The organism is Paenibacillus tabacirhizosphaerae, from assembly GCF_040812395.1.
GTDB lineage: Bacteria > Bacillota > Bacilli > Paenibacillales > NBRC-103111 > Paenibacillus_E.
Window position 1 is genome coordinate 1 of record NZ_JBFNXH010000009.1, and the last position, 20,465, is coordinate 20,465.

A 20,465-nucleotide genomic window follows, 5' to 3' on the forward strand; every position below is an offset into this window, starting at 1 on the left:
ATTTAGCTCGCGGTAGGTCAAGGCTTCCCCGTCCGAGACCACCGCAAGAGCATCCGGCGTCCGCTCCGCCTGCTCCCGGAACAGGGCATGAACGGTCTTCTCCTTCGGATAAGGGACTGCTGTGTTATTGAAAGATTCCTGCTGCAGGAGAATCTCCTGCTTCGTCATCAGTTCCAGATCGCCGACAACCCGGTGCGGGTCGTTCACCACTTGCTCCAGGATGTGGATCAGGTGTTCAGCCAATTTCTGCACAACCGTATCCTCATAGACATGGCCATTAAATTGAAATTGAATCGTTAGCTCTTCGCCGGGAAGCACGATGAGGTTCAGATCATAGTTGGTTTGCTCCCGCACGGTAAAGTCCCCAATTGCCAGAAGGGTATCCGGTTGTTCCCCCACTAGGCTGAGTCCTTCGGCCAGCGGATAGTTCTCGAATACAAGAATGTGATCGATCAGCGCTCCATTCTGCGGAACCTTGGCCTGAATCTCGTATAGCGGATAAGCAAGATAAGCCCCGGAACTCAGAGCCTGCTCCTGCGTTCTGCGCATCACTTCAGATATGCTTTCCTCCATCCGGCACACGACGCGAACAGGGATCGTATTAATACAAAGACCAACCATCGCTTCAATCCCCGGAATTTCCGGCGGTCTTCCCGAGACCACGCTCCCGAATACCACATCCTGCCTCCCTGTATACATTTGCAGCAGCACAGCCCAAGCGGTTTGCAAAAGGGTATTCATGGTCACGCCATTACGTTGGGCGGTTCCGTTCATCCGCTCCGTCAAATCCCTGCCGAGCCCGGCTTTGTACACTCTTGAATCGTATGCGGATCGATGCGCTTCTTCAGGAGTCCGCTTCGGTAGGGATGACGTGCCTTCATATCCCTCAAGGCAGGCCATCCAGTACTTCTCCGCCGCTTCCATGTCCCTTTGTTCCAGCCATGAGAGATACCGGTGATACGGCACGGCTGGAGGGAGCGCAGGTTCGTTCCGCTTGAGATAACAAGTGTAGAAGGAGAAAAGCTCGCGGAAAATCAAAGGCAGACACCAGCCATCGAGAAGAATATGATGATGGCTCCACAGCATGAGATACGTCGCGTCTTCCTTGCGCAGAACGGTGACCCGCATCAGCGGATCCCTGCTGAGCTCGAATCCTCTGGCCCGGTCCCGGGCAATCAGGTCATCTATATACGCCCCCCGTTCTTCCTCGTTCATGCCGCGGATATCCTCATACTGGAAGCCGATCTCCTTCGTCCGGAATACCACCTGTACCGGTTCTTCCCTTCTGCCGCTGTAGAAGTTCGTTCTCAGCACATCGTGCCGCCGGGTCACTGCAATCCAGCTTCTGCGGAGGAGCTCGATATCCAGGCTTCCCTGCAGTTGGAGGCTGACTTGTTCTACATAAGCTCCGGGCTGGTCGCCGAGGAGAGAATGAAACAGCATGCCTTTTTGCATCGGTGTCAACGGGTACACATTCTCGATTTCACCGAAAGGCCGGCACTGTTCGGTCAGCTCCTCTACCTCTTCCAGCGTCATATCCTTGATTAACAGATCACTTGGTGTTAATTCGGAGTAACCCCTTTCCACGCAGTGGCCAATCACTTCGCGAAGTGCCGTCTGCAGCCGTTCAGCCAAGCGCTCGATCGACGCGTTATGGTACTGGTTGGAGCTGTAGCTGAGCGTTAGCGACAACCTGCCTGAAGTGATCGCGCAGTGGATATCCAGGGCGTACGGTCTTTCGGCATTCCCGCCGACCAGGCTGCCGCTGGAATAGGGCGATAGTTTGAGATTCAGCCCATGATTTTGCAAATCTTGATCGAACTGCCCCAGATAGTTGAAGCTGATCTCCGGCTTGGCGCAGAGCCCCCACTTTTCATTGCCCGTGGATAAGTATCTCAGGAGACCATACCCCACGCCCTTGCCCGGCACGCCCCGCAGCTGCTCCTTCACCTTCTTGATCCTCTGCGAAAGGGGAAGCTCCGCTTCGTTCCTGAGCACAACAGGGAAGATGCTCGTAAACCAGCCCACCGTTCTGGAGATATCGGTATCCTGAAGAAGGGCTTCCCGGCCATGTCCCTCCAGATTGACCATGACTTCCTTGTGCCCGCTCCATTCCCCGACAGCAATACCCAACGCCATTAACAGCAGATCATTAACTTCGGTGTTGTAGGCCCGGTGCGCTTCTTTAAGCAGTAGCTCCGTTTCTTCTTCCGACCACTGGGCCGTGAGAGTTTCGCTATCTTGAACCCGCGGAACCTCCTGTTCCATATCTTTGGGCAGTGCCCTAAACGGAGTGCGGTCCACCTCCTGCCAATAGATGAGCTCCTCCAAGAGAGAAGGAGAGTCCGCAAAGGCTGTAAGCTTGTCCGACCAGACTTGGAACGAATCGGTTTTGAGTGGCAGTTCCGGTTCCACACCGAGAAGAGCCTGCTCATATCCTTTGCCGAGATCTTCGAGCAAAATTCTCCAGGAGTACCCGTCGACCGCCAAATGATGAATGACGATGAGCAAATGGTCGCCATCCGCACATTGAAACAGCGCCACCTTCATCAAAGGACCGCTACTCAGGTTGAAGCCGCCCTGCAACTCTGCTGCCTTCACTTCGATGGTGTTTTCTGCAGATGCTTCCCCTCTGCAATCGATAACCTCCAGCGTGAAGAGCTCCCCTTCCTCTGCGCTCCGAATCCAAAGCGTATTTCCCTGCCCATCCTGCCTCATGATCATGCGCAGGGCATCGTGATGCGTAACGATCTGCTGTAGGGTTAGACGCAGCGCAGCTTCCTCGAATCGTTCCGGCTGGAACAAGAAGAGGCTCTGGTTATAGTGATGAAGAGAATCTTTCGTCAGCTCCATGAACCTTGCGATCACAGGCGTTTGACAGACCTCGCCGGTAACTTCCCCCTGATCAGCCAGGCGGGTTACCGGCGTTAGTCTGGTGCTCATCTGCTCCAGCGTCGGATAGTGGAATACATCCTTCATTTCCAGCTTATAGCCGGCGGGATACAGCTTGGAAATCACTTGGAGAGATTGGATCGAATCCCCGCCCAGCTCAAAAAAGCTGTCCTTGACGCCGATTCTCTCCGCTCCAAGAACCGACTTCCATATCGAAACGAGCAAATGCTCCTCCGGCGTCCGGGGCGCCGCATACTCCACACCGGTCTGCCAGCGATCGGCGGGTGCAGGCAGTGCTTTGCGGTCGAGCTTGCCGTTAACGGATAACGGCATTCCGGGCAACTGGATCAGATGGGCAGGGATCATGTGCCCCGGCAGTACAGCCGACAGGCGGCTTCGGATTTCACTTGAAGCAAGCTCCCGGGCCGCCACGTAATACGCGCAAAGCTGCTTCTGGCCCCACTTGTCCTCTCTTGAAATCACCACCGCTTCCCTCACATCATCCACTTGAAGCAGATGCGCTTCCACTTCACCAAGCTCGATACGGTAGCCGCGAATTTTGACCTGGTGATCCATCCGGCCGATGTATTCCACATTCCCGTCCGGCAGCCATCTTGCCAGATCGCCCGTCCGGTACATCCGTTCCCCGGGCTCGAAGGGATTCTCCACGAACTTCTCTTCCGTCAGCTCTGGCCGGCCCAGATAGCCGCGTGCCAACCCCGTACCGGCGATACAGAGCTCTCCCGGAACGCCGATCGGCTTCAGTTGCAGGTCTTCATCTACGATGTACAGCCGGGTGTTATCGATCGGCCTTCCGATCGGAATCCGCTCCAGACCCGGTGTGCAATCAAAATAAGTCACATCCACCGTAGCCTCGGTCGGACCATATAAATTCACCAAAGCCGCCCCGTTGCCGCCTGCGACGCGATAAAAACGATCCACCTGCTGCTTGTGCAGCGCTTCGCCGCTCGCAAATACCCGCTTGACGCCGGCAAGCTCCTCCGGCTTCCCCGCCGTTTCCATATGCCCGAGCCAGGCATTCAGCATCGAAGGCACAAAATGAAGCACCGTGACTCCGTAAGCAGCAATGGCCTGTGTAAGCACGGTCGGGTCTTTCTCTCCGCCCGGCTCCAAGAGGCACACGCTGGCACCATATAGTGACCACCAGAACAACTCCCATACGGATACGTCGAAACTAAGAGGCGTCTTCTGCAGAATCACGTCATGGACGTCCAGCGGGTAACGTTTTTGCATCCAGGCCAAGCGGTTGACCACGGCCCGATGCTCAATCATGACCCCCTTCGGCCTTCCCGTCGATCCCGAGGTATAGATCACATAAGCGAGATCTTCCGGGCCGCCTACCGGCTCAGGATTCCGTGACGGTAGGCCGCCATCCGCTTCATCGCTCAGTTCCAGCACGATCCCTTCAAAATCGACGCCATCCAGGGACTCGGCCGAACCGAGCAGAAGCCCGGCCCCGCTGTCCTCCAGCATGTATTGGATGCGCTCCTGCGGATAGCCCGGGTCAAGGGGCAAGTAGGCAGCGCCGGCCTTCAAGATGCCATAAATGCCAGCCAGCATATCCAGCGAGCGGGGAGCCATCAACGCAACCACGCTGCCGGACCGCACGCCTGCGGCCCTGAGCTTCCAGGCCAGCCGATTCGCCCTCGCATTGAGCTCCCGGTACGTAAGCTTCTGATCCTTATATACGGCAGCCGTCGCATCCGGCGATTTCTCCACCTGCTGTTCGAACAAAGAAGCCACCGTTTGGTCCGAAGGATATGGCGCCTTCGTTTCATTAAATTTATAAAGAATCTGCTGTCTTTCTTCCTTATGAAGGATTTCGACATCCTTCAGCCGAAGCTCGCCGTTCTTAAGCAGCTGATCCATAAGGAATTGAATGCGCTCATGCATCAGGACAATCTCTTGCTCTGTGAACATCTCTATTTTGTAGTCGTACGCAACAATAAGCTTCCGCTCATGGCGCTCCCCAATCAGTAACGTCAGGGATTCGGTTTGCTGTCCGGTATGATGCCAGTTGGTTACAATAGGGATTCCGTTAAGCTCCGGAATGAAGCGGTAGTTCAGGAAATTGAGGCCGTATTCGAACAATTGATTCAGTTCGGGATGTTGTTTCTTAAGCGAAGGAACCAGGAGGTCATAGGGATATTTCTGGTGAAAATAGCAGCGTTTGAGTTCATCGTGAACGGAGCTGAATAGCTGGCGGAGAGGTACGTTAGTATCACTTGTGAGTCTGACAGGCATCGTGCTCGTACACATGCCGAACATAGCCCGCTCTTCCCTGCTAGACCGGTTGAATACGGGCGTACCCAATACAAGATCGGTACACTGCTGCACTTGGCTGAGGTAAATATAGAGGATCGTCATGAAAAAAGAAGGAATCGAAATATTGTTTTCCTGAATGAAATTCCTTACGCCTGCATCCTGCTCATCCGAGAGGACAAAGTAACTTCTTCTCGCAGCGGTGGAATCGCTCGGAGCGGGAAGCCTTTCAGGCAGCGGCGTGAAGGTTTTCTGCCAAAAGTGACTGCTCTTTACCCGCCGGCTGGAGTCCAGATAGCTCCGCTCGCTCTCCACATACCGCAGGTAAGAACCTTGAGGGGTGGGTAATTGAGGGAACTGATCTTCACCGTTCGGCAGTCCGGCAGTCCGAAGGTATTCATTCCAGATATAGTCTAGGAATAAGGTTGTTGACCAACCGTCCGCAATGATGTGATGAAATTTCGCTATAAACCCCCTTCGCTCTCCGATTTCATAGAAATAAAATTTGAACAATTCACAATTGAACAGGTCCATCTGGAACGCTTCCTTGCGGGATGCGAGAGCTTCCAGCGGATCTACAGCGCCTGCCGGCCAGTCGAGCTGCACTCTTTCCACCGGCTGCAGATCCGCCTCTTCGTCAATATACTGCCTGATCTCACCGTCCACCCGGATCAGCCGGATGCGCAGGCTATCCTGATTCCGGGTAAACTTATGGATGGCCTGCTCCATGACATCAAACCGAACGGCCTGTTCGGTCTCGCTACTGATCACAATCAAATTCAAATTCGACTGGGGATACTTATTTTCCGTATACCAAATTCGGCTCTGCGGATGAGTTAGGGGAAAAAGCGTTCTTCGTTTCATACGGGTCATTTTAAACATGCACTCCTTTGTTTTTTGAATATATCATCTTTCAGATTTAAGATGATCAAAATCCATTGTTTTGCATATTTATCTTTTTTTGGATGATATTACTTAATATATCATATTTTTTAGATATAACCTATTTCTGTGAATTCAAAATCTGGCTGCCAGATACCGTTCAAAGTATACTGGATGGCCAGACTTTTAAGCGCCTTCTCTCTTTCCAAATCATATAGCGAAGCTTGCAGCAACGTGAGATTCGGTTCCGCTTTTCTAATCTCCGTCTGGATAAAATGGCAAAGCGCTTTCAGTTCCGAACGATGTTCGGCGCCGGACGAAAGAGCGTTAAGGGCCGAATCCATCTCCAGGAACAGCTCGGCAAGGATCTGCTCCTTCTCCCCTTGGCGCTCCTCTAGCCCCCAACTTAATATCTCTCGAACAGACCGCTCCACTAACTAGTCGAACCTTTGCATCGATTCGAATAAACGCCTTAAGCTATTCAATAAACCGTTTTTTTCCTCCATAGTCCAATCAGCCAAACCTTCACGCATAATGCGTTCACGGGTGAGGCTAATCATCGTATTGATTTCCTCCCCATATTTCGTCAATTCAGACACACGAATGCGGGAATCTGAACTTGATGGATACGTATGAACCAACCCCGCGGTCTCTAACTTATCGATTTGCCGACTAACGCTCGAATAATTTTTCCCCATCATGGCAGCCAAATCACCAACACTAGTCGGTTGGAGATGCCCGATGCCAACAAAGACGCGAAAGGTGGCCGCCTCCAAATTCACACCAGCATTAGTAATCATTTTCTTATCGCGGTCCGGCCGGTTGATAAGGGAAAATAAATCGATCAGCGCTTTAAATATCTCATTTTCCATGTCTGTTTATCGCACCTTCACAACTGGACGGGGCGTCAGTGGGGCATTCCAAGCCTCTTCGATCTCTTCTAGAGCAAACTCTTTTGTGGCAATTTTTATCTTCCCCTCAGCAGCCATTTCAAAAACACCTCTAACAGAGGCTAGCAAATCAGCTTTAGAAACACTCTTATCTCCGCTACCTACGAGTTCGATTGTTGATGAGCGTAAAATAGACGAAGGTAAATGAATATCTTCTTGTCCGGATGAAGTTCCAATGCTTACAAAACGGGTTGCCTTCATAGTTATTACACCCTTCTTCCACTCCATGTTATGTGCATATTGCACGCAATTTATTATAACACAAATTACGTGCAATATGCACACTTTCTTCCAACTAATAAATGATCGGCACTTCACAGCCGTGTTGCTCCAACTTATGCTGGGCATAAGATGTAACGCCGTTTACCCGAGATTTTTTGTTGGGGCTGCTGGAAATGACCGTTTATTGTTTGATCGGCTCCGTTAGTTGGCTTGGTAATAAAGATGCGGCACCTAATGTTATGACATGCTGTGGAGGCAAACCCATCAGTACTCTTCCGTATAGCTCTAGTCCAGTCGATGCTGTAGTCAGCGCATGATTGGAACCGCCTCTAATGTCCCGGAATATTTGAGACAAGCGATTGGAATCGGCAATGACACTCCCTCCGCTCTCTGCCATTAGCAGATCTACGGCTTCCCAGCACAACATGGCCGCATAGGTCATATCTGTCTGTAGCTGTGCCATTTCCTTTAAACTGAATTGTTCTGTGTTTTGCGCGTAACGCTCCAAATTGTCAATGGTTCGACTGACATGAAGATGAGCGGATTCGACCTTCATAGCCGCAAGTCCTACTTTATACTGAATATGCCCCACCGCCGCTTGGGAAGTATGGACAGTCATAGCAATTCCCTTGTAAGGTGCTGTTTCAACAAAATACTCGAGAGCCCCTCTGGCGAGCCCGAGAATGGCGCTTATTCCCGTTGTAATACTGATAATAAGCTGTGCGTAAGGTCTGTATCTGTCACGCCCCTTCAACTGGGCAGGCAACGAATTTCCCTGATTCATTTCTTGGGTGATGACATAGTTGTCTGGTATAAACACATTTTTGATTTCCAGACTATTACTTGCGGATCCTTTTAAACTCATCGTATACCAATCGTCAACAATCGTGACTTCATTCATAGGAACAACGGCCAGCATCATCTCCATAGCCTTGCCTTCTTGCATGGACTTTCCGTCCTTCAAGCTTAACAAAGCATGGGTTGCATGTTTTGAACCTGAACCGAATCCCCAAAAGCCTTCCTCTACCAAATACCCTCCGTCTACTTTCTTCACGACCGCTTTACGTGCTAGCAAGACAGAACAAAAGCGTATCTCCTCTACCTGGTTATAGATCGAATCTAATACGTCGGAAGGTAATGATAGTGATGCATTATAGTTATTTCCGTTGATGATTTGAACGACCCAGCCAACAGAACCATTCCCCTTGGCCACCTCGGAAATAATCTCGACCATGGCACGGATACTAACATCATGACCCCCGTACTCTTTCGGTGTGCCAAGCTTAAACAGCCCCGCATCCGAAATTTTTTGAATCACTTCATCAGGAATATGTCGTTCTTCATCAATAATAGTACCGAACTTCTGCAGATAGGGAACTAACTCGGTAGCATTGTTTAGCAATTGCTGTTCAAGAGCAGTGAGTTGACGTTCTGTACTTAAGTTGGCCATTAACATTCACTCCTTAATTATACACGTGTATATTTAAATTGTATTTGTAGAGTAAATGATATAATGTATAATTGATTTCAACAACCGATAAAATTGTAGATATGTCGAGAAACGATACATAGAGAGGAATCTGTCATGGATAATAAAAAAACCGAAGACCTACGGGTCAAAAGAACTCATAAGCTTTTATACAATGCTCTGTTAGATTTAATGGATAAACACCCGTTTGAGAATATAACGGTGAAGCAAATCTGTGATTTAGCGATGGTACATCGAACTACGTTCTACACACATTTTCAGGATAAATTCGAGTTACTTTCACGTGCTTTGGGGCAAATTGCTGAGGAAGAATTTAAGGGCCTTGTCGATGCATCCTTTTCTCCATCCGATAATTTTAGGGAATTATTTTCGTTGGCAACGAAACATAAGAAATTGTTTTCCATTCTTTTAGCCGAAGAAAGGGATTCCTTGAGAAATCTGTTGCGAAGAGAAATGGGGAGGGGCATGAGGCAATACTTGGCCCACCATAACTCGATCGAAGAGATTTCCATCGACATGCAAATTAAAATAGAGGCCTACATCGGAGCCGTACTTGGTGTGGTAACTTGGTGGATTGAGAGCAAAATGCCTATCGATCACGAAGAAATCTATACAAAAATGAATATCTTTTCAGAATGGAAATTCGTAGAATAACCTCGTATTTTGGGGTAGTACCAATTGTAGGCCGATGGCATCTGCTTGGATGCATGCATCTTAATTATCTAGTAAACGTCCATTATCATTCCATTGACCGTACATTTTATTTTCTCTCGTGTTTGCTATGAATTTGTCTAATCTGCTCTCAAATAACTCCGGTTGATTTTTTATGCTTTGTATCGTGTCGATCCGAACTCTTTTATATAGATCCGGAAATGCCTTGAAATTCTCATATACTTGCTTTTCCTCTTTCAGCCTTTGCTCTATAACCGGATCGACTCGAAAAGAATCGTAATCCATATCAGGAAGCACCTTTCTTCCTTCATCTGTCATCAACCCCAACTTTTCGAGGCGGCGGACACGTTCTTTATTCAATTCAGTCCATGAACTTTTTTTGCTTCGAGGGGACAGTCTCTGAGCCAGCTCCGTTTCAAATATTTTCTTCTTGACTCCATCGATCCATCCAAAGCACAAAGCTTCCTCGACCGCGTCCAAATATAAGAGCATATCCGATTTGGGCGTCATACTAACCAAGACCCAACAAGATTTTTCAGATTTACTATTTTCCTGTAGCCAAAACCTCAATTCTTCTCTCGATTTTACGGGAATTAAATTATCCATTTCCATATTTGAGAAAGAAGCCCCCTTTCTATATTTATCCATTATTTCATATTTGCTTTGCCGGCCTCCGAGGGCGCTATGTGAAACTTTTGAGTGATTTGGGGAAGAACTCCGATCATGCCCATTACAGTTGTTATGATGCCAAATATACCTAAAGCCAGAAAAAGGTAAGCGAAGAATAGCTACTTTTCATAAATCGTGCCTCCATCGGTATATAAAAAAATGGCCTTCAGTTGGAAGACCATTTTTTCAGAATAAGTTACTGTTTGTTGGATATTGCGTCAAGAAACTGATCTGCATCGCTATTGAATTTCCAGTTAACCCCAAACTTATCAACTAGCATTCCAAAGCACGAAGACCAAGGATAATTGGATAACGGCATGACGACATGGCCGCCAAGGGACAAATGACTAAAGTATTCTTCCAGTTTTTGCTTATCATCGATGACTAGGCTAATCAGAATAGTATTCCCTTTCACCAGCTCACCTGTTACCGCCTTCATTGAAGGCAAAATGTCCGACATCATGATTTTCCCGCCTGCGAATTCTATGGAAGACTCCATGATCATATTTAACTCATTTTCCGGCAATGGGTAGTTTGGATCTTGGGGGATATCCCCAAATTTCACTTTTTTTACTTCAATTGCGCTTAAAGCCTCCGAATAAAATTCAATCGCTTGTTCTGCAATTCCATCAAAGTTTAAATATGCAATAGCTGACATTAAACATAACCTCCTTCTTGTTATAAATGTAGTGTAATACATAATAAGTGACAGCTATATGTCACCATTTTATACAAAAGTAGAAATAAGAGAGGAACCGATGGAAAAAGTTGAGAGACTAATCTGCCATACAACACAGCGAATAAGCCACTCCTTAATCTGGAGTGGCTCTTACATCTGTTTGTTCAACTAAGCAGTTGGTGAAAGTTCAAATCAATGACAAGCATTCCATTATCAATGCCACTAAGCAACTGATTCGCTTTCCATTTTTTCGTCCCTAGCCATTTTAACTACACGCCCAAATTGTACATAATAAAGTGCAGCCATCACAACGACCAGAACAGCAAGTACCAGGAAAATATTGCTATATACGAAAGTAGTGCTATTTTGAGGTAACGGATTTAAGCGAACGGTCGATGTGCCGAAATCCAGTACCTTGCCGATAGCAGTTGTTGATACAGCCGAAGAAATAAAAGTGACCATAGAGAACAATCCCATTCCGACTCCTATATGCTCTTTTGATAGCGTTCGTGAAACGGTGTTCGACATTGCAATTTGCATGAACGATTGACCAAGAACACCGAAAATAAGAAAGATCGCAATAAAGACTGGCGACATGCCAACGACTGAAGACAAACAGATGAAACCGATAATAAGTAATGCTGCTGCTGTATACACAAGAATCGGATTTCCCTTTTCATCAGCTAACTTGCCGCCCCGTCGACCCAAAAACGCGGTCATTAGAGCTGACGGTAACATAACCATTCCGATGAAAACCGGTGACAAATGGTTTACAGAAGAAAGGAACTGAGGTGTAATGAATGGAATAGCAAAGCTAATCCCGAGCATTACGAAAGTAATCATAAGACCGAATGAAAACGGTTTGTTCGAAAAATAGCCGGATTTATGAACGGCACTGAAGCATAGCGTATACGTACTAAGAAAAAAATGAAAGAAATAGTACCCGCCAAGGCAAGCCAAATATTTCCGTTTGTTAAAGCCAGTAACAGAATGGCTACTGTGCCCGCCAAGAGTAATCCGCCAATAAAATCCATTTTGCTGGCGACTCCCTTTTCATCATCTAAATATTTCCGATACATTGGTAACGTAAGCAGCGATAAAAGTGAAATCACAAATAAAACCCGCCAGTTCCACGTACTGCTCACCACCCCAGCAATGATCGGACCGAGTGCCGAACCGAGTGCGAACCCGATTGCGACGGTACCCAACGCACGACCGCGCCTTTCGGGTGAAAAGTAACGAACCGGCACGATCATTACAATCGCCGGAATGACCGATGCACCAGCTGCCTGTACAATTCGTCCCACAATTACCATCCAATATTGAATAGCCACTAAGCCTACAACCGATCCAATTGCAAAAATTAACAGACCAAACGTCAACAAATTCTTCAAGCTGTATCTGTCTGTCAATTTTCCATAAGTTACCGAGCCAATTGCATATACAATCATATAGCTCGTGATGATCCAGCTCACTTGCGATGGCGAAAGTTGAAACTGTTTGCTGATAGTCGGAAGTACAACATTAAACATGGTTGCATTCATGACGGAGATAATGAGCGTAAAGACAAGAATACCAAGTAATAACTCTCCGGTATTCTTTTGAATGCTAGGATTGGTTTTCATTGGCATGCCTCCTTTCTATAGGTCAAAACAGAGCAACGTTACTGTAACGCTGCCAGGGTTGGCGCTCAACGCCAAAACACTGAAAAGTCCTCATAATTGAGGGCTTTTCTGTTATTCTAGACAATTTGAATTTGATTTTATTTTTGATTTTGCTCCCACAGCCGCAAATGATCGTATGCTTCAAAATTTTAATTGGCTGCTGGCACATGGGGCATACACTTTGATGAAGCGGATCGTTCAGCTTCACCGCTTCCTCCGTACTTGATGCTGCTTCGCTTGGAGCATTGGATGCTCCTGCCCCGTTGCTGCATGCTGACATCACAGCAAGCACGCATGCCAAACCCAATATTTTTTCATACCATCGTCTCCTATGAGCCCAAACGGATTGGGTTACTTGATTTCCCCTGTTGCCACGAGTACGGCTCTCCCAAGCGTATGGCTCAGCATGGTGAATCCTAAGAGAGCCGGCGTGGCTGTAGGGTCGACGCCGATATTCTCGACATCCAGCGCATGAACGACAAAATAATACCGATGAGGACCGTGTCCCGCTGGAGGTGCTGCACCGATAAACCGTTCGAGTCGCACATCGTTCGGCAGTTGCATGGCGCCTTGCGGCATACCGTTGCCATGCTCGCCGCCTGCGCCGGTCGGCAGTTCGGTGACGCTGGCAGGGATATTGATGACGGCCCAGTGCCATAAGCCCGACCCGGTCGGGGCATCCGGATCATACGCGGTTACGGCGAAACTCTTCGTCCCTTCGGGCGCACCCGACCATTTCAAATGGGGAGAAAGATCTTTGCCGCCCTCCACTCCTGACGAGTATTGCTGAGGCGGTAGAGGAAGGCCCTCCCCAATGTCGTTACTCGTCACCTGAAAGACTGCAACTTCCGGCAATGTGGCAAATGGGTTGTTGTTCACTGTAAATTACCTCCTTTTTTTGGATGCAAATCGATTATATTATTAATAATCGATTCTGTAAATATAAATCGTTTATTGTATGTATTATCGAATTTTATTCTTGTTTTTTTATAAATTTAGGTATACACTATTTAAACTTGTATAATCCCGATTTGCATAAAGGATGGTGCTGGCTTCATGGCCAAAAGAAACGGTTCGTCCACTTTAAGCGAAAATGTCACGAAGAAACTTCAGTCCGATATTCTGGCTGGACAATATGAACCGGGATCTCCATTAACCGTTTCGGAATTAACAAAAGGTTTCGATGTCTCGGTTGCCGTCGTTCGAGAAGCACTGACCCGGTTGGCGACCCAAGGCCTCGTCTTGCAAAACCCGAATCACGGATTTTCAGTGAGGACGGTGTCGGAAGAAGAACTGAATAACATCATACAGGCGCGGTCGATCAATGAATCCGAAGCATTACGCCTGTCCATCGCCTCCGGCGATCTCACATGGGAATCCAATGTAATCGCCGTTCACCACAAATTATCGCAAACGCCCGAGTACAAGGAAGTGAATCAAAAGCTTGCCGTTCGCGAAGAATGGTCCGACATCCACCGTCAATTTCATTACGAACTTATCGCCGCGTGTCCAAATCCGATTCTCTTGGATATCTGCAGGCGCCTTTGGGATTTGAGCGAATTTTATCGACATTGTTCGACCCCGCAGCAGTCAACTCGCGATGGCCGAGCGGAACATAAGGCATTAGCAGATGCCGTTCTTAGCCGCGACAGCGATCGCGCCGTCGAGATCTTTAGAGCGCACATCCAACTCACAGCGGATATCCTGTTTGACAATCGATAAGTGGTTCATGCTACAAATCGCCAACTTTACCCAATTCCGTAGTAGACAAGTAGCAATATAAAAAAGGAGCAGTTTGCTCTATGGCAACTGCTCCTTTTTTATATTAGGCTTCTTAACTTGAGTTGGAATGGAAGGTAGAAAAGAAACAGGAGTATTCGTATGACTTCATGAGAAATATTTTTGAAACCGTTTTATTGCTTTATCATAAAAATACAACGTCGCTCTTTTGAGCGCCCTTAGCCTGTTGAAGCATTACTTCACTTTTGGGGGTTCGAGAACGATGCCCTCCTATTAGAAACGTTTGGCAACTTCTGTAGCATGAGCAATTGCTTTTTCTTTAATAACTGAAGCTTGCTCTAATGATGCCGTTCCTTCAACAAAAATTGCCTCAAGAGATTGAATCCCATAGAACTGTAAAACCTTATTCAAATAGCTGTATCCCATTTCAAGCGGGGCAAGCGGACCTTCCGAATAAACGGAACCGCTAGCTTGAATGTGCAAGGCTTTCTTGCCGTGCAACAGACCTACAGGGCCATTTTCGGTATATTTGAACGTCTTACCAGGAATTGAAGTCGCATCCGTGTATGCTTTCAAAACCGGTGGGATCGAGAAATTCCACATCGGAGAAACATATACGTACTTATCAGCAGCCACGAATTGATCAACAATCACCCCAAGACGAGCCACTTTTGATTTCTCAGCATCAGACAATTCATCGAAAGATAAACCCGACCGAAGCTTTCCCCACCCCCTTAAAACATCAGCATCGAATTGTGGAATATTCTCCTTGTACAGATCCAAATGAATAACTTCATCAGTTGGATTTGCCTCACGGTACGCTTCAATAAATTCTTTGCCTACCGCGAGGCTAAAAGATTCCTGAGGATCAAGGGGATGTGCGGTGATGTACAGTACAGTTGCCATGTATTAAAACTTCCCTTCTGTAATTAAAATAAATACACTTTCTGGATTTATCATATAATACAAACTTACTTATGGTAAGTAGGCACAATAATGTGGTATAGTATGAAAAAAGGTACTGTAACGGAGGCCAACGTATGCAAAAGAACCCTGTCCAATGTCAATTCGTTGCGGCGCTGGATTCGATCGTCGGCAAATGGAAGCCGATTATCCTTTATCATTTGCTTCAAGGTAAACCTTTGCGGTTCAATGAGCTAAGAAGATTGCTGCCTGATATCACTCAAAGGATGCTTACGCTCCATCTGCGCGAATTGGAAGAGGAAGAGATCGTTAAACGAGTCATTTATCCGCAAATCCCGCCGAAAGTGGAATACTCCATCACGGAATATGGCATGAGCCTGTCTCCGGTGTTGGAAACCTTACATCAATGGGGAGTGGCCCATATCGAGCGAAAGCAACTGAAAAAGGCGAAAAATGAACAAACAGAAACGGACTAGCGTTCGACATTACGCTAGTCCGTTTCATTCTGTACCGAGTCATAAAGTATAACGAAAGTGATTACGAGACATGTCTGGCACCGAGGCGTGCCAGAACATAAAGATGATCGCCCATATCCTGGCCATATCGTTCAATGTCTCACTGGATGCCAGCATCATCTCCGCGAGCTCTTCCCGTTTCCCCTCGCTCTCACTATTCCTAGTCTGAACTCAATATCGTTTCCCTCTTGTTTAGTTTTGTCAGTTCAACACTTGTCTTCCACAAGTCTTTTCTATTTTCCCAATTATAGGAAAGATCCGAAGATTTTATTTCCCGTGTACTATCAAAATATTTACCTGTCGTTTCATGAAGGTCAGGATTCAATACCAGCGATGCCAATGCTTCGCCTGATTTGTTAGCTGCATTTCCATTTGGACGAAACAAAGCAAAGACGGGAAGAAGATGTTTCATAATAAATCTCATTAAAGGAGGAAAGGTTCGAGAGAACCCTGTACCCGGCATTTGCCCCGGATTAAAAGCATTTACCGTAATCTTCTTCTTCGTTTGCTGTTGTATTCTTTCTGCTAACTCGTAAGCACAGTATATATTACATAATTTCGAAGTCGAGTATCGACGTTGGCCAACGGTAAGCATACTTTCGTTAGAACTCATTTCCTTAGGGTAGGCCAGTAATCTGGCATTCTCATATAAGGGGGCGGCTACGATGGTCTGCTGCGCCGGGTCATGAGTCCCGCTGCTGACAAAAACGATTCTGCCTGAATCGATCATTTTTTCGAGCAGCATGTTGACCAGCAGAAAATGTCCGAGATGATTAATCCCAAAGGTGCTTTCAAATCCATCTTGGGTATAGTACGTTTTATCAACCATAATTAATCCTGCGTTGCAAACAAGAGCATATAAAGGCGGATAATTTAAACTTGAAAACATGCTTACAAAATTCCTCACGGATTCCAAGGATGCAAGGTCAAGCTCCAAGGAGGTTATGTTCTTATTGTTTGTTTCTTTCGTGAGCGATTGGACGGCTTCATTTGCTTTAGCTGCATTGCGGCAAGCCAGTATAACATGATGATTAGGGTCGGCTTTGGCAATGTGTTTAGCGCACGCATAACCTAACCCTGAGTTCCCACCAGTTATAATAAACGTTCTTGGACTTGAATTCATTTTAGTTAACATCGTAGCACTCCTTTTTTTAAAATGGTTCCGTGTATCCCACAGTTGACACCGTCAACCTAATCTCATCATATTCTTTGTAGTTGACGGTGTCAACCTGGTATTGTAAAGTTGATCCTATACCTATATGCGAAGAGGATACTATGAAAAACAATAATGACACAAAACAAAAGCTGATAGATGTCACTAGAAAAATGATTGATACCCGTGGCGTTGATTCCGTTAGTATGCGCGACCTTGGAAAGGAAATGAATCTATCCAGGAGCGCGGTTTATGTATATTTCAAAAATAAGGATGATTTACTTGCAGCCATTATCACAGAAAATTATGAAACGCTGACAAGTTGCATTCGGAAATTAATGGAGGAAATTAACGATCCACGAAAGCTTGTTTATGAAGCTTTATATACCTTTTATGATTTTGGAATAAAGAATCAAGAGCATTATCAATTGATGTTCCGCAAGCAATGGGGGAAGGACTATCCTACCCTTCACATTGCAGCCGTTGAAACATTTGGAGCGATCTACAAATGTTTGGAGACAGCTCATGAACGAAATTACACGATCAGCAAATCACCGAAACAATTGACGGCAATGGCATCGGCATTTATTGCCGGACTTGTTGATCTGAATTCCGCTGGACATCTGGAGCCTGAAAAAGGATTGGATGATCCAACCGGTTTGATTCATTCCTTTGTAGATTTGATTTTTGTTTAAGCTGGCGAATAGAAAAACCGCGTGGGACCCTGGCCTGGATCTCACGCGGTTGATTTGGACAAAAAATCTCATTGGGACATTCACGAACCAGAAGAGCAACATTCTCCACATGTGTCGAATATTCACGCTTCCATCAGCAAATTGAGCAACTTCGCATCAACCTTCAACTCGACTCTCCGCTTTACCACTATCTGTGATACAGTTCACCGTATCCTCTCTAAAGCGAAAATTTACCGCTGTACACGATTCGTATCCCTAGTACCAAAACCCTTTTTCGGTGTTTTTCTATTGCCTTACTTGATGGGTGTAAAAATCCCTCAGTGATCGACTTCGCGCGCAGTGGATAAGGTAATGTTCACTCAGCCATGTACCCTTGTGAACCAGACGTCTGCACAAAACTGACTGGCTTGTAGGAAGTAATATTTACATACAATTGACAGCTGTGTCTGAAAAGTATAACATAACATTGTTATATTAATCTAACTTAGTTAAAGGAGGTTTAATTTAATGAAATCACTTTCCGTAGTTATTATCGGTGGCGGGCTTGGCGGGCTTGCATTGGCTCAAAGCTTTAAAAAAAATAACATTGATTTTCATGTTTGTGAACGTGAGCATGCAGACAATTTTGTTCAAACGGGCTATCGAATCAAAATAACTGAGAATGGATCCAATGCACTTCGGTTTTGTCTTCCTGAAAAACTTTATGATCTCCATATTGCAACATCCGTTTTAGGACCAGCACACCCTGTTTTCTTTGATCCGATTTCTTTGGAACTCGCAAAAGAACAGCATCCCATGTACAACAAATCGGCAGGAGCCACGCCGTCCGTAAATCGGTTTACCTTTCGTGAGGTGTTGCTTGGCGAACTAGGCGACAATATTAGTTTTGGATACCGATTTACTCATTATGAAACGTTAGAAAACGGACGCTTTAGAGCGTGGTTCGATAATGGGGAGTACATCGATGCGGATGTCCTTGTTGGCGCTGACGGGGGAGGATCCAAAGTACGCCACCAATACAAACCTGGAGTGGAAATTTTCGACACCGGGGGCAGGGCTCTTTATACCAAGGTGTTTCTGGACGAAGAGCGGAGAAAGGAATTGAATTTACTGATCGGGGATGGCAGCATGAGAGGCCTTAGAAATGCGGATGGAGAAGCTCCGGTCTCCCTTCTTCTTGAAGACATGGCTTTCAAGCCTCATATTGAGGAATTGCCTGAATCCATGTCCCTTGATATAAAAATTTCTCCGCAACAGGATTACCTGTACGCTGTGTTTGCTTGCTCACCTGAGTGGTTTGGGATTCCTGATGAGGAGCTCTTCCAATTGAACGGCCTTGAATTGCTGTCTCTTGCTCAAGAAAAGACCAAACATTGGCATCCACAAGTAAACAAGATGCTGGAGTTAGCCGCACCAGAGAAAACGGCTGTCTATCCCCTTCGTAATGTGTTGCCATATAAGCCTTGGAAAGAAACGACATCTCTGGTTCTACTGGGAGACGCCCTGCATCCCATGACACCGGCAGGTATCGGAGGGAACTCGGCACTCTTTGATGCCAGTGAGCTTTCAAAACAATTAATCCACGTAAAAAACGGAGAAAAGGAACTTTTGACAGCCTTACACGAATATGAAGTGAATGCCATTGAACGTGGGATGAGGGATGTCCGGCTCTCTTCGCAAGCAGGGGAAGATATGTTCAACCAGAAGCCGTTGCCTGCTGAAGATGTGGAATTGGACTAATAACTAGGCGTCTTCAGACACCTAGTTGAATACTAAACATGTTCCCGACTACGCTCCCCTCCAAATAGAGTATAATAAGTCGTATAAGTTATTTTGGAATTGGAGTGACAGATCTTATGCCTAATCGTAGGCCTCATATCAGCGAAGAGAAAATTATAGCCGCCTCATGGCGGCTTCTTTCTGACCAAGGAATCGAAAATTTTACAATGAGAAACCTCTCCAAAGAATTGAATGTTCAACCCCCTACTATTTACTGGTACTTCAAGAGTAAGCAAGTCCTTTATCAAACGTTGGCCAACTTTGTTTCAAGAGAGATTATAAGTGATCTTCCAAAGCACGGAGACTGGCGAGAAATGCTGCAGATAAGCGCAACCGTTATTCGGAGCAAACTTCAGAAATCCCCTTGCTCCGCTCAGCTTCTGATGAAGACAAGGCCCGAGTCTGATTATTTGGAACTATTCGAGCTTCTATTGCAGATGATCGAACCTACTTCATTGACGAATAAACAAAAATTTTCATATACGTCTCACTTGTTTAACTTCATCATCAACTTTGTCATTGATGAATATGAACAACGGATGTTGCGAATTTCGTTAGACGAGGAAAACAACGAGGATTCCCATGTGGATCTGCAACAATTTAAATTGCTTCTACGGATGCATGAAGAAGGGATGTTTCAATTGATTGGTTCTGATGAGTTGTTTAATTCCGGAATCACCTTATTACTTGATGGAATAGAGCAGAGTTTTTAATATATTTGAAGAAAACCTATGCATTATCCAAAGATTGAACCCCTTTTCGAGGGGTCATTTTTATTTTCAGGAGGAATGTAGAATGAGAATCATCAAGACGATGCAGGACATCATCATTTTACGTTACACGGAAGTGCTTCCTGCATTGCAGTCGGAGGAAGCTTTACAGCTGCGTATCTGTTTGCAAATGCATATTTCAATTCTAAAGATTGTGCTTTTTATTATAATTCAGATATAATTACCAAATGATAAAATTCGTATTATTAAAATATGCCTCAGTAATTATTCCTTTTCTTTGTATAATTTTACTCACATACCAGTGCAGAAAAGTTATGTTATTTAACAAATACAATTTATATCCATATGTAATGATTGCGGTTATTATTGAAACATTGTGTTTAATTATTTCACTTGTATTTATTTCACTCTAAACTAAACTTAATACCTTGGTACAACAAACTCCCTCTGCGTTTAAGCAACAAGGGAGTTTGTTGTTATCCATACGATTTCCTTAGCGTACGTTTTCCGCGTTTTGTTAGCGGAA

General features: G+C 46.0%; 17 protein-coding genes and 1 pseudogene. 7 read left to right on the forward strand and 11 right to left on the reverse strand.

Annotated features, from left to right (window positions below; translation table 11 throughout):
* The 5 genes from ABRS97_RS16525 to ABRS97_RS16545 form a co-directional block, all read right to left on the reverse strand.
* Positions 1-6,048 (reverse strand): amino acid adenylation domain-containing protein (locus ABRS97_RS16525; RefSeq protein WP_367815673.1); only part of this gene is annotated, 6,048 nt, incomplete at its 3' end.
* 119 nt (positions 6,049-6,167) lie between these two features.
* Positions 6,168-6,491, reverse strand: a complete 324-nt coding sequence (locus tag ABRS97_RS16530) for a hypothetical protein (protein ID WP_367815674.1) — start codon at positions 6,489-6,491, stop codon at positions 6,168-6,170.
* Positions 6,492-6,494: 3 nt separating this feature from the next.
* Positions 6,495-6,929: a MarR family winged helix-turn-helix transcriptional regulator gene (locus tag ABRS97_RS16535; protein ID WP_367815675.1), complete on the reverse strand. Its 435-nt coding sequence runs from the start codon at positions 6,927-6,929 to the stop codon at positions 6,495-6,497.
* A 6-nt stretch (positions 6,930-6,935) separates the two neighbouring features.
* Positions 6,936-7,208 (reverse strand): hypothetical protein, encoded by a 273-nt coding sequence (locus ABRS97_RS16540; RefSeq protein ID WP_367815677.1) that lies wholly within the window; start codon positions 7,206-7,208, stop codon positions 6,936-6,938.
* Between the two features lie 202 nt (positions 7,209-7,410).
* The gene (locus ABRS97_RS16545) at positions 7,411-8,679 is read right to left on the reverse strand and encodes an acyl-CoA dehydrogenase family protein (protein WP_367815679.1); all 1,269 of its coding nucleotides are present in this window, start codon (positions 8,677-8,679) and stop codon (positions 7,411-7,413) included.
* A 135-nt stretch (positions 8,680-8,814) separates the two neighbouring features.
* Between ABRS97_RS16545 and ABRS97_RS16550 the strand changes: the two genes are divergently transcribed.
* Positions 8,815-9,372, forward strand: coding sequence for a TetR/AcrR family transcriptional regulator C-terminal domain-containing protein (locus ABRS97_RS16550; RefSeq protein ID WP_367815681.1), 558 nt, complete (start codon positions 8,815-8,817; stop codon positions 9,370-9,372).
* 60 nt (positions 9,373-9,432) lie between these two features.
* On the opposite strand, the gene ABRS97_RS16555 is transcribed toward ABRS97_RS16550, so the two are convergent.
* The 4 genes and pseudogenes from ABRS97_RS16555 to ABRS97_RS16570 form a co-directional block, all read right to left on the reverse strand.
* Positions 9,433-10,002 carry a YdeI/OmpD-associated family protein gene (locus ABRS97_RS16555; RefSeq protein ID WP_367815683.1) on the reverse strand — a complete coding sequence of 190 codons (570 nt, stop codon included), beginning with the start codon at positions 10,000-10,002 and terminating at the stop codon, positions 9,433-9,435.
* A gap of 253 nt (positions 10,003-10,255) precedes the next feature.
* Positions 10,256-10,717 (reverse strand): VOC family protein, encoded by a 462-nt coding sequence (locus ABRS97_RS16560; protein WP_367815685.1) that lies wholly within the window; start codon positions 10,715-10,717, stop codon positions 10,256-10,258.
* A 243-nt stretch (positions 10,718-10,960) separates the two neighbouring features.
* Positions 10,961-12,363 (reverse strand): annotated as a pseudogene (locus tag ABRS97_RS16565) (MFS transporter).
* Between the two features lie 390 nt (positions 12,364-12,753).
* Positions 12,754-13,281: a YbhB/YbcL family Raf kinase inhibitor-like protein gene (locus ABRS97_RS16570; protein WP_367815687.1), complete on the reverse strand. Its 528-nt coding sequence runs from the start codon at positions 13,279-13,281 to the stop codon at positions 12,754-12,756.
* A 177-nt stretch (positions 13,282-13,458) separates the two neighbouring features.
* Here ABRS97_RS16570 and ABRS97_RS16575 point away from each other — a divergent pair, with 177 nt between their 5' ends.
* Positions 13,459-14,124 (forward strand): GntR family transcriptional regulator, encoded by a 666-nt coding sequence (locus ABRS97_RS16575; RefSeq protein ID WP_367815689.1) that lies wholly within the window; start codon positions 13,459-13,461, stop codon positions 14,122-14,124.
* Between the two features lie 291 nt (positions 14,125-14,415).
* Here the strand turns inward: ABRS97_RS16575 and ABRS97_RS16580 are convergent, their stop codons facing one another.
* On the reverse strand, positions 14,416-15,048 hold the full coding sequence (locus ABRS97_RS16580) for an NAD(P)H-dependent oxidoreductase (protein ID WP_367815691.1): 633 nt from the start codon (positions 15,046-15,048) through the stop codon (positions 14,416-14,418).
* Positions 15,049-15,182: 134 nt separating this feature from the next.
* Between ABRS97_RS16580 and ABRS97_RS16585 the strand changes: the two genes are divergently transcribed.
* Positions 15,183-15,542, forward strand: a complete 360-nt coding sequence (locus tag ABRS97_RS16585) for a winged helix-turn-helix transcriptional regulator (RefSeq protein WP_367815693.1) — start codon at positions 15,183-15,185, stop codon at positions 15,540-15,542.
* Between the two features lie 199 nt (positions 15,543-15,741).
* Here the strand turns inward: ABRS97_RS16585 and ABRS97_RS16590 are convergent, their stop codons facing one another.
* Positions 15,742-16,716 carry an SDR family NAD(P)-dependent oxidoreductase gene (locus tag ABRS97_RS16590; RefSeq protein WP_367815695.1) on the reverse strand — a complete coding sequence of 325 codons (975 nt, stop codon included), beginning with the start codon at positions 16,714-16,716 and terminating at the stop codon, positions 15,742-15,744.
* 140 nt (positions 16,717-16,856) lie between these two features.
* Here ABRS97_RS16590 and ABRS97_RS16595 point away from each other — a divergent pair, with 140 nt between their 5' ends.
* From ABRS97_RS16595 to ABRS97_RS16610, 4 genes are all read left to right on the forward strand, one after another.
* Complete coding sequence (locus tag ABRS97_RS16595) at positions 16,857-17,429, forward strand: TetR/AcrR family transcriptional regulator (RefSeq protein ID WP_367815697.1); 573 nt, start codon at positions 16,857-16,859, stop codon at positions 17,427-17,429.
* A 507-nt stretch (positions 17,430-17,936) separates the two neighbouring features.
* Positions 17,937-19,169: an FAD-dependent oxidoreductase gene (locus ABRS97_RS16600; RefSeq protein WP_367815699.1), complete on the forward strand. Its 1,233-nt coding sequence runs from the start codon at positions 17,937-17,939 to the stop codon at positions 19,167-19,169.
* A gap of 116 nt (positions 19,170-19,285) precedes the next feature.
* Positions 19,286-19,921 carry a TetR/AcrR family transcriptional regulator gene (locus tag ABRS97_RS16605; RefSeq protein ID WP_367815700.1) on the forward strand — a complete coding sequence of 212 codons (636 nt, stop codon included), beginning with the start codon at positions 19,286-19,288 and terminating at the stop codon, positions 19,919-19,921.
* An 82-nt stretch (positions 19,922-20,003) separates the two neighbouring features.
* Entirely contained in the window at positions 20,004-20,159 is a 156-nt protein-coding gene (locus ABRS97_RS16610; RefSeq protein WP_367815701.1) for a hypothetical protein, read from the forward strand.
* Positions 20,160-20,465 lie beyond the last annotated feature (306 nt).

Bases quoted from the DNA above. Each gene is read 5' to 3' on its own strand.
- ABRS97_RS16600 (WP_367815699.1), top strand. From the start codon at position 17,937: ATGAAATCACTTTCCGTAGTTATTATCGGTGGCGGGCTTGGCGGGCTT.
- ABRS97_RS16555 (WP_367815683.1), bottom strand. From the start codon at position 10,002: ATGGAAATGGATAATTTAATTCCCGTAAAATCGAGAGAAGAATTGAGG.
- ABRS97_RS16550 (WP_367815681.1), top strand. From the start codon at position 8,815: ATGGATAATAAAAAAACCGAAGACCTACGGGTCAAAAGAACTCATAAG.
- ABRS97_RS16595 (WP_367815697.1), top strand. From the start codon at position 16,857: ATGAAAAACAATAATGACACAAAACAAAAGCTGATAGATGTCACTAGA.
- ABRS97_RS16605 (WP_367815700.1), top strand. From the start codon at position 19,286: ATGCCTAATCGTAGGCCTCATATCAGCGAAGAGAAAATTATAGCCGCC.
- ABRS97_RS16540 (WP_367815677.1), bottom strand. From the start codon at position 7,208: ATGAAGGCAACCCGTTTTGTAAGCATTGGAACTTCATCCGGACAAGAA.
- ABRS97_RS16545 (WP_367815679.1), bottom strand. From the start codon at position 8,679: ATGGCCAACTTAAGTACAGAACGTCAACTCACTGCTCTTGAACAGCAA.
- ABRS97_RS16575 (WP_367815689.1), top strand. From the start codon at position 13,459: ATGGCCAAAAGAAACGGTTCGTCCACTTTAAGCGAAAATGTCACGAAG.
- ABRS97_RS16610 (WP_367815701.1), top strand. From the start codon at position 20,004: ATGAGAATCATCAAGACGATGCAGGACATCATCATTTTACGTTACACG.
- ABRS97_RS16580 (WP_367815691.1), bottom strand. From the start codon at position 15,048: ATGGCAACTGTACTGTACATCACCGCACATCCCCTTGATCCTCAGGAA.
- ABRS97_RS16590 (WP_367815695.1), bottom strand. From the start codon at position 16,716: ATGTTAACTAAAATGAATTCAAGTCCAAGAACGTTTATTATAACTGGT.
- ABRS97_RS16535 (WP_367815675.1), bottom strand. From the start codon at position 6,929: ATGGAAAATGAGATATTTAAAGCGCTGATCGATTTATTTTCCCTTATC.
- ABRS97_RS16560 (WP_367815685.1), bottom strand. From the start codon at position 10,717: ATGTCAGCTATTGCATATTTAAACTTTGATGGAATTGCAGAACAAGCG.
- ABRS97_RS16585 (WP_367815693.1), top strand. From the start codon at position 15,183: ATGCAAAAGAACCCTGTCCAATGTCAATTCGTTGCGGCGCTGGATTCG.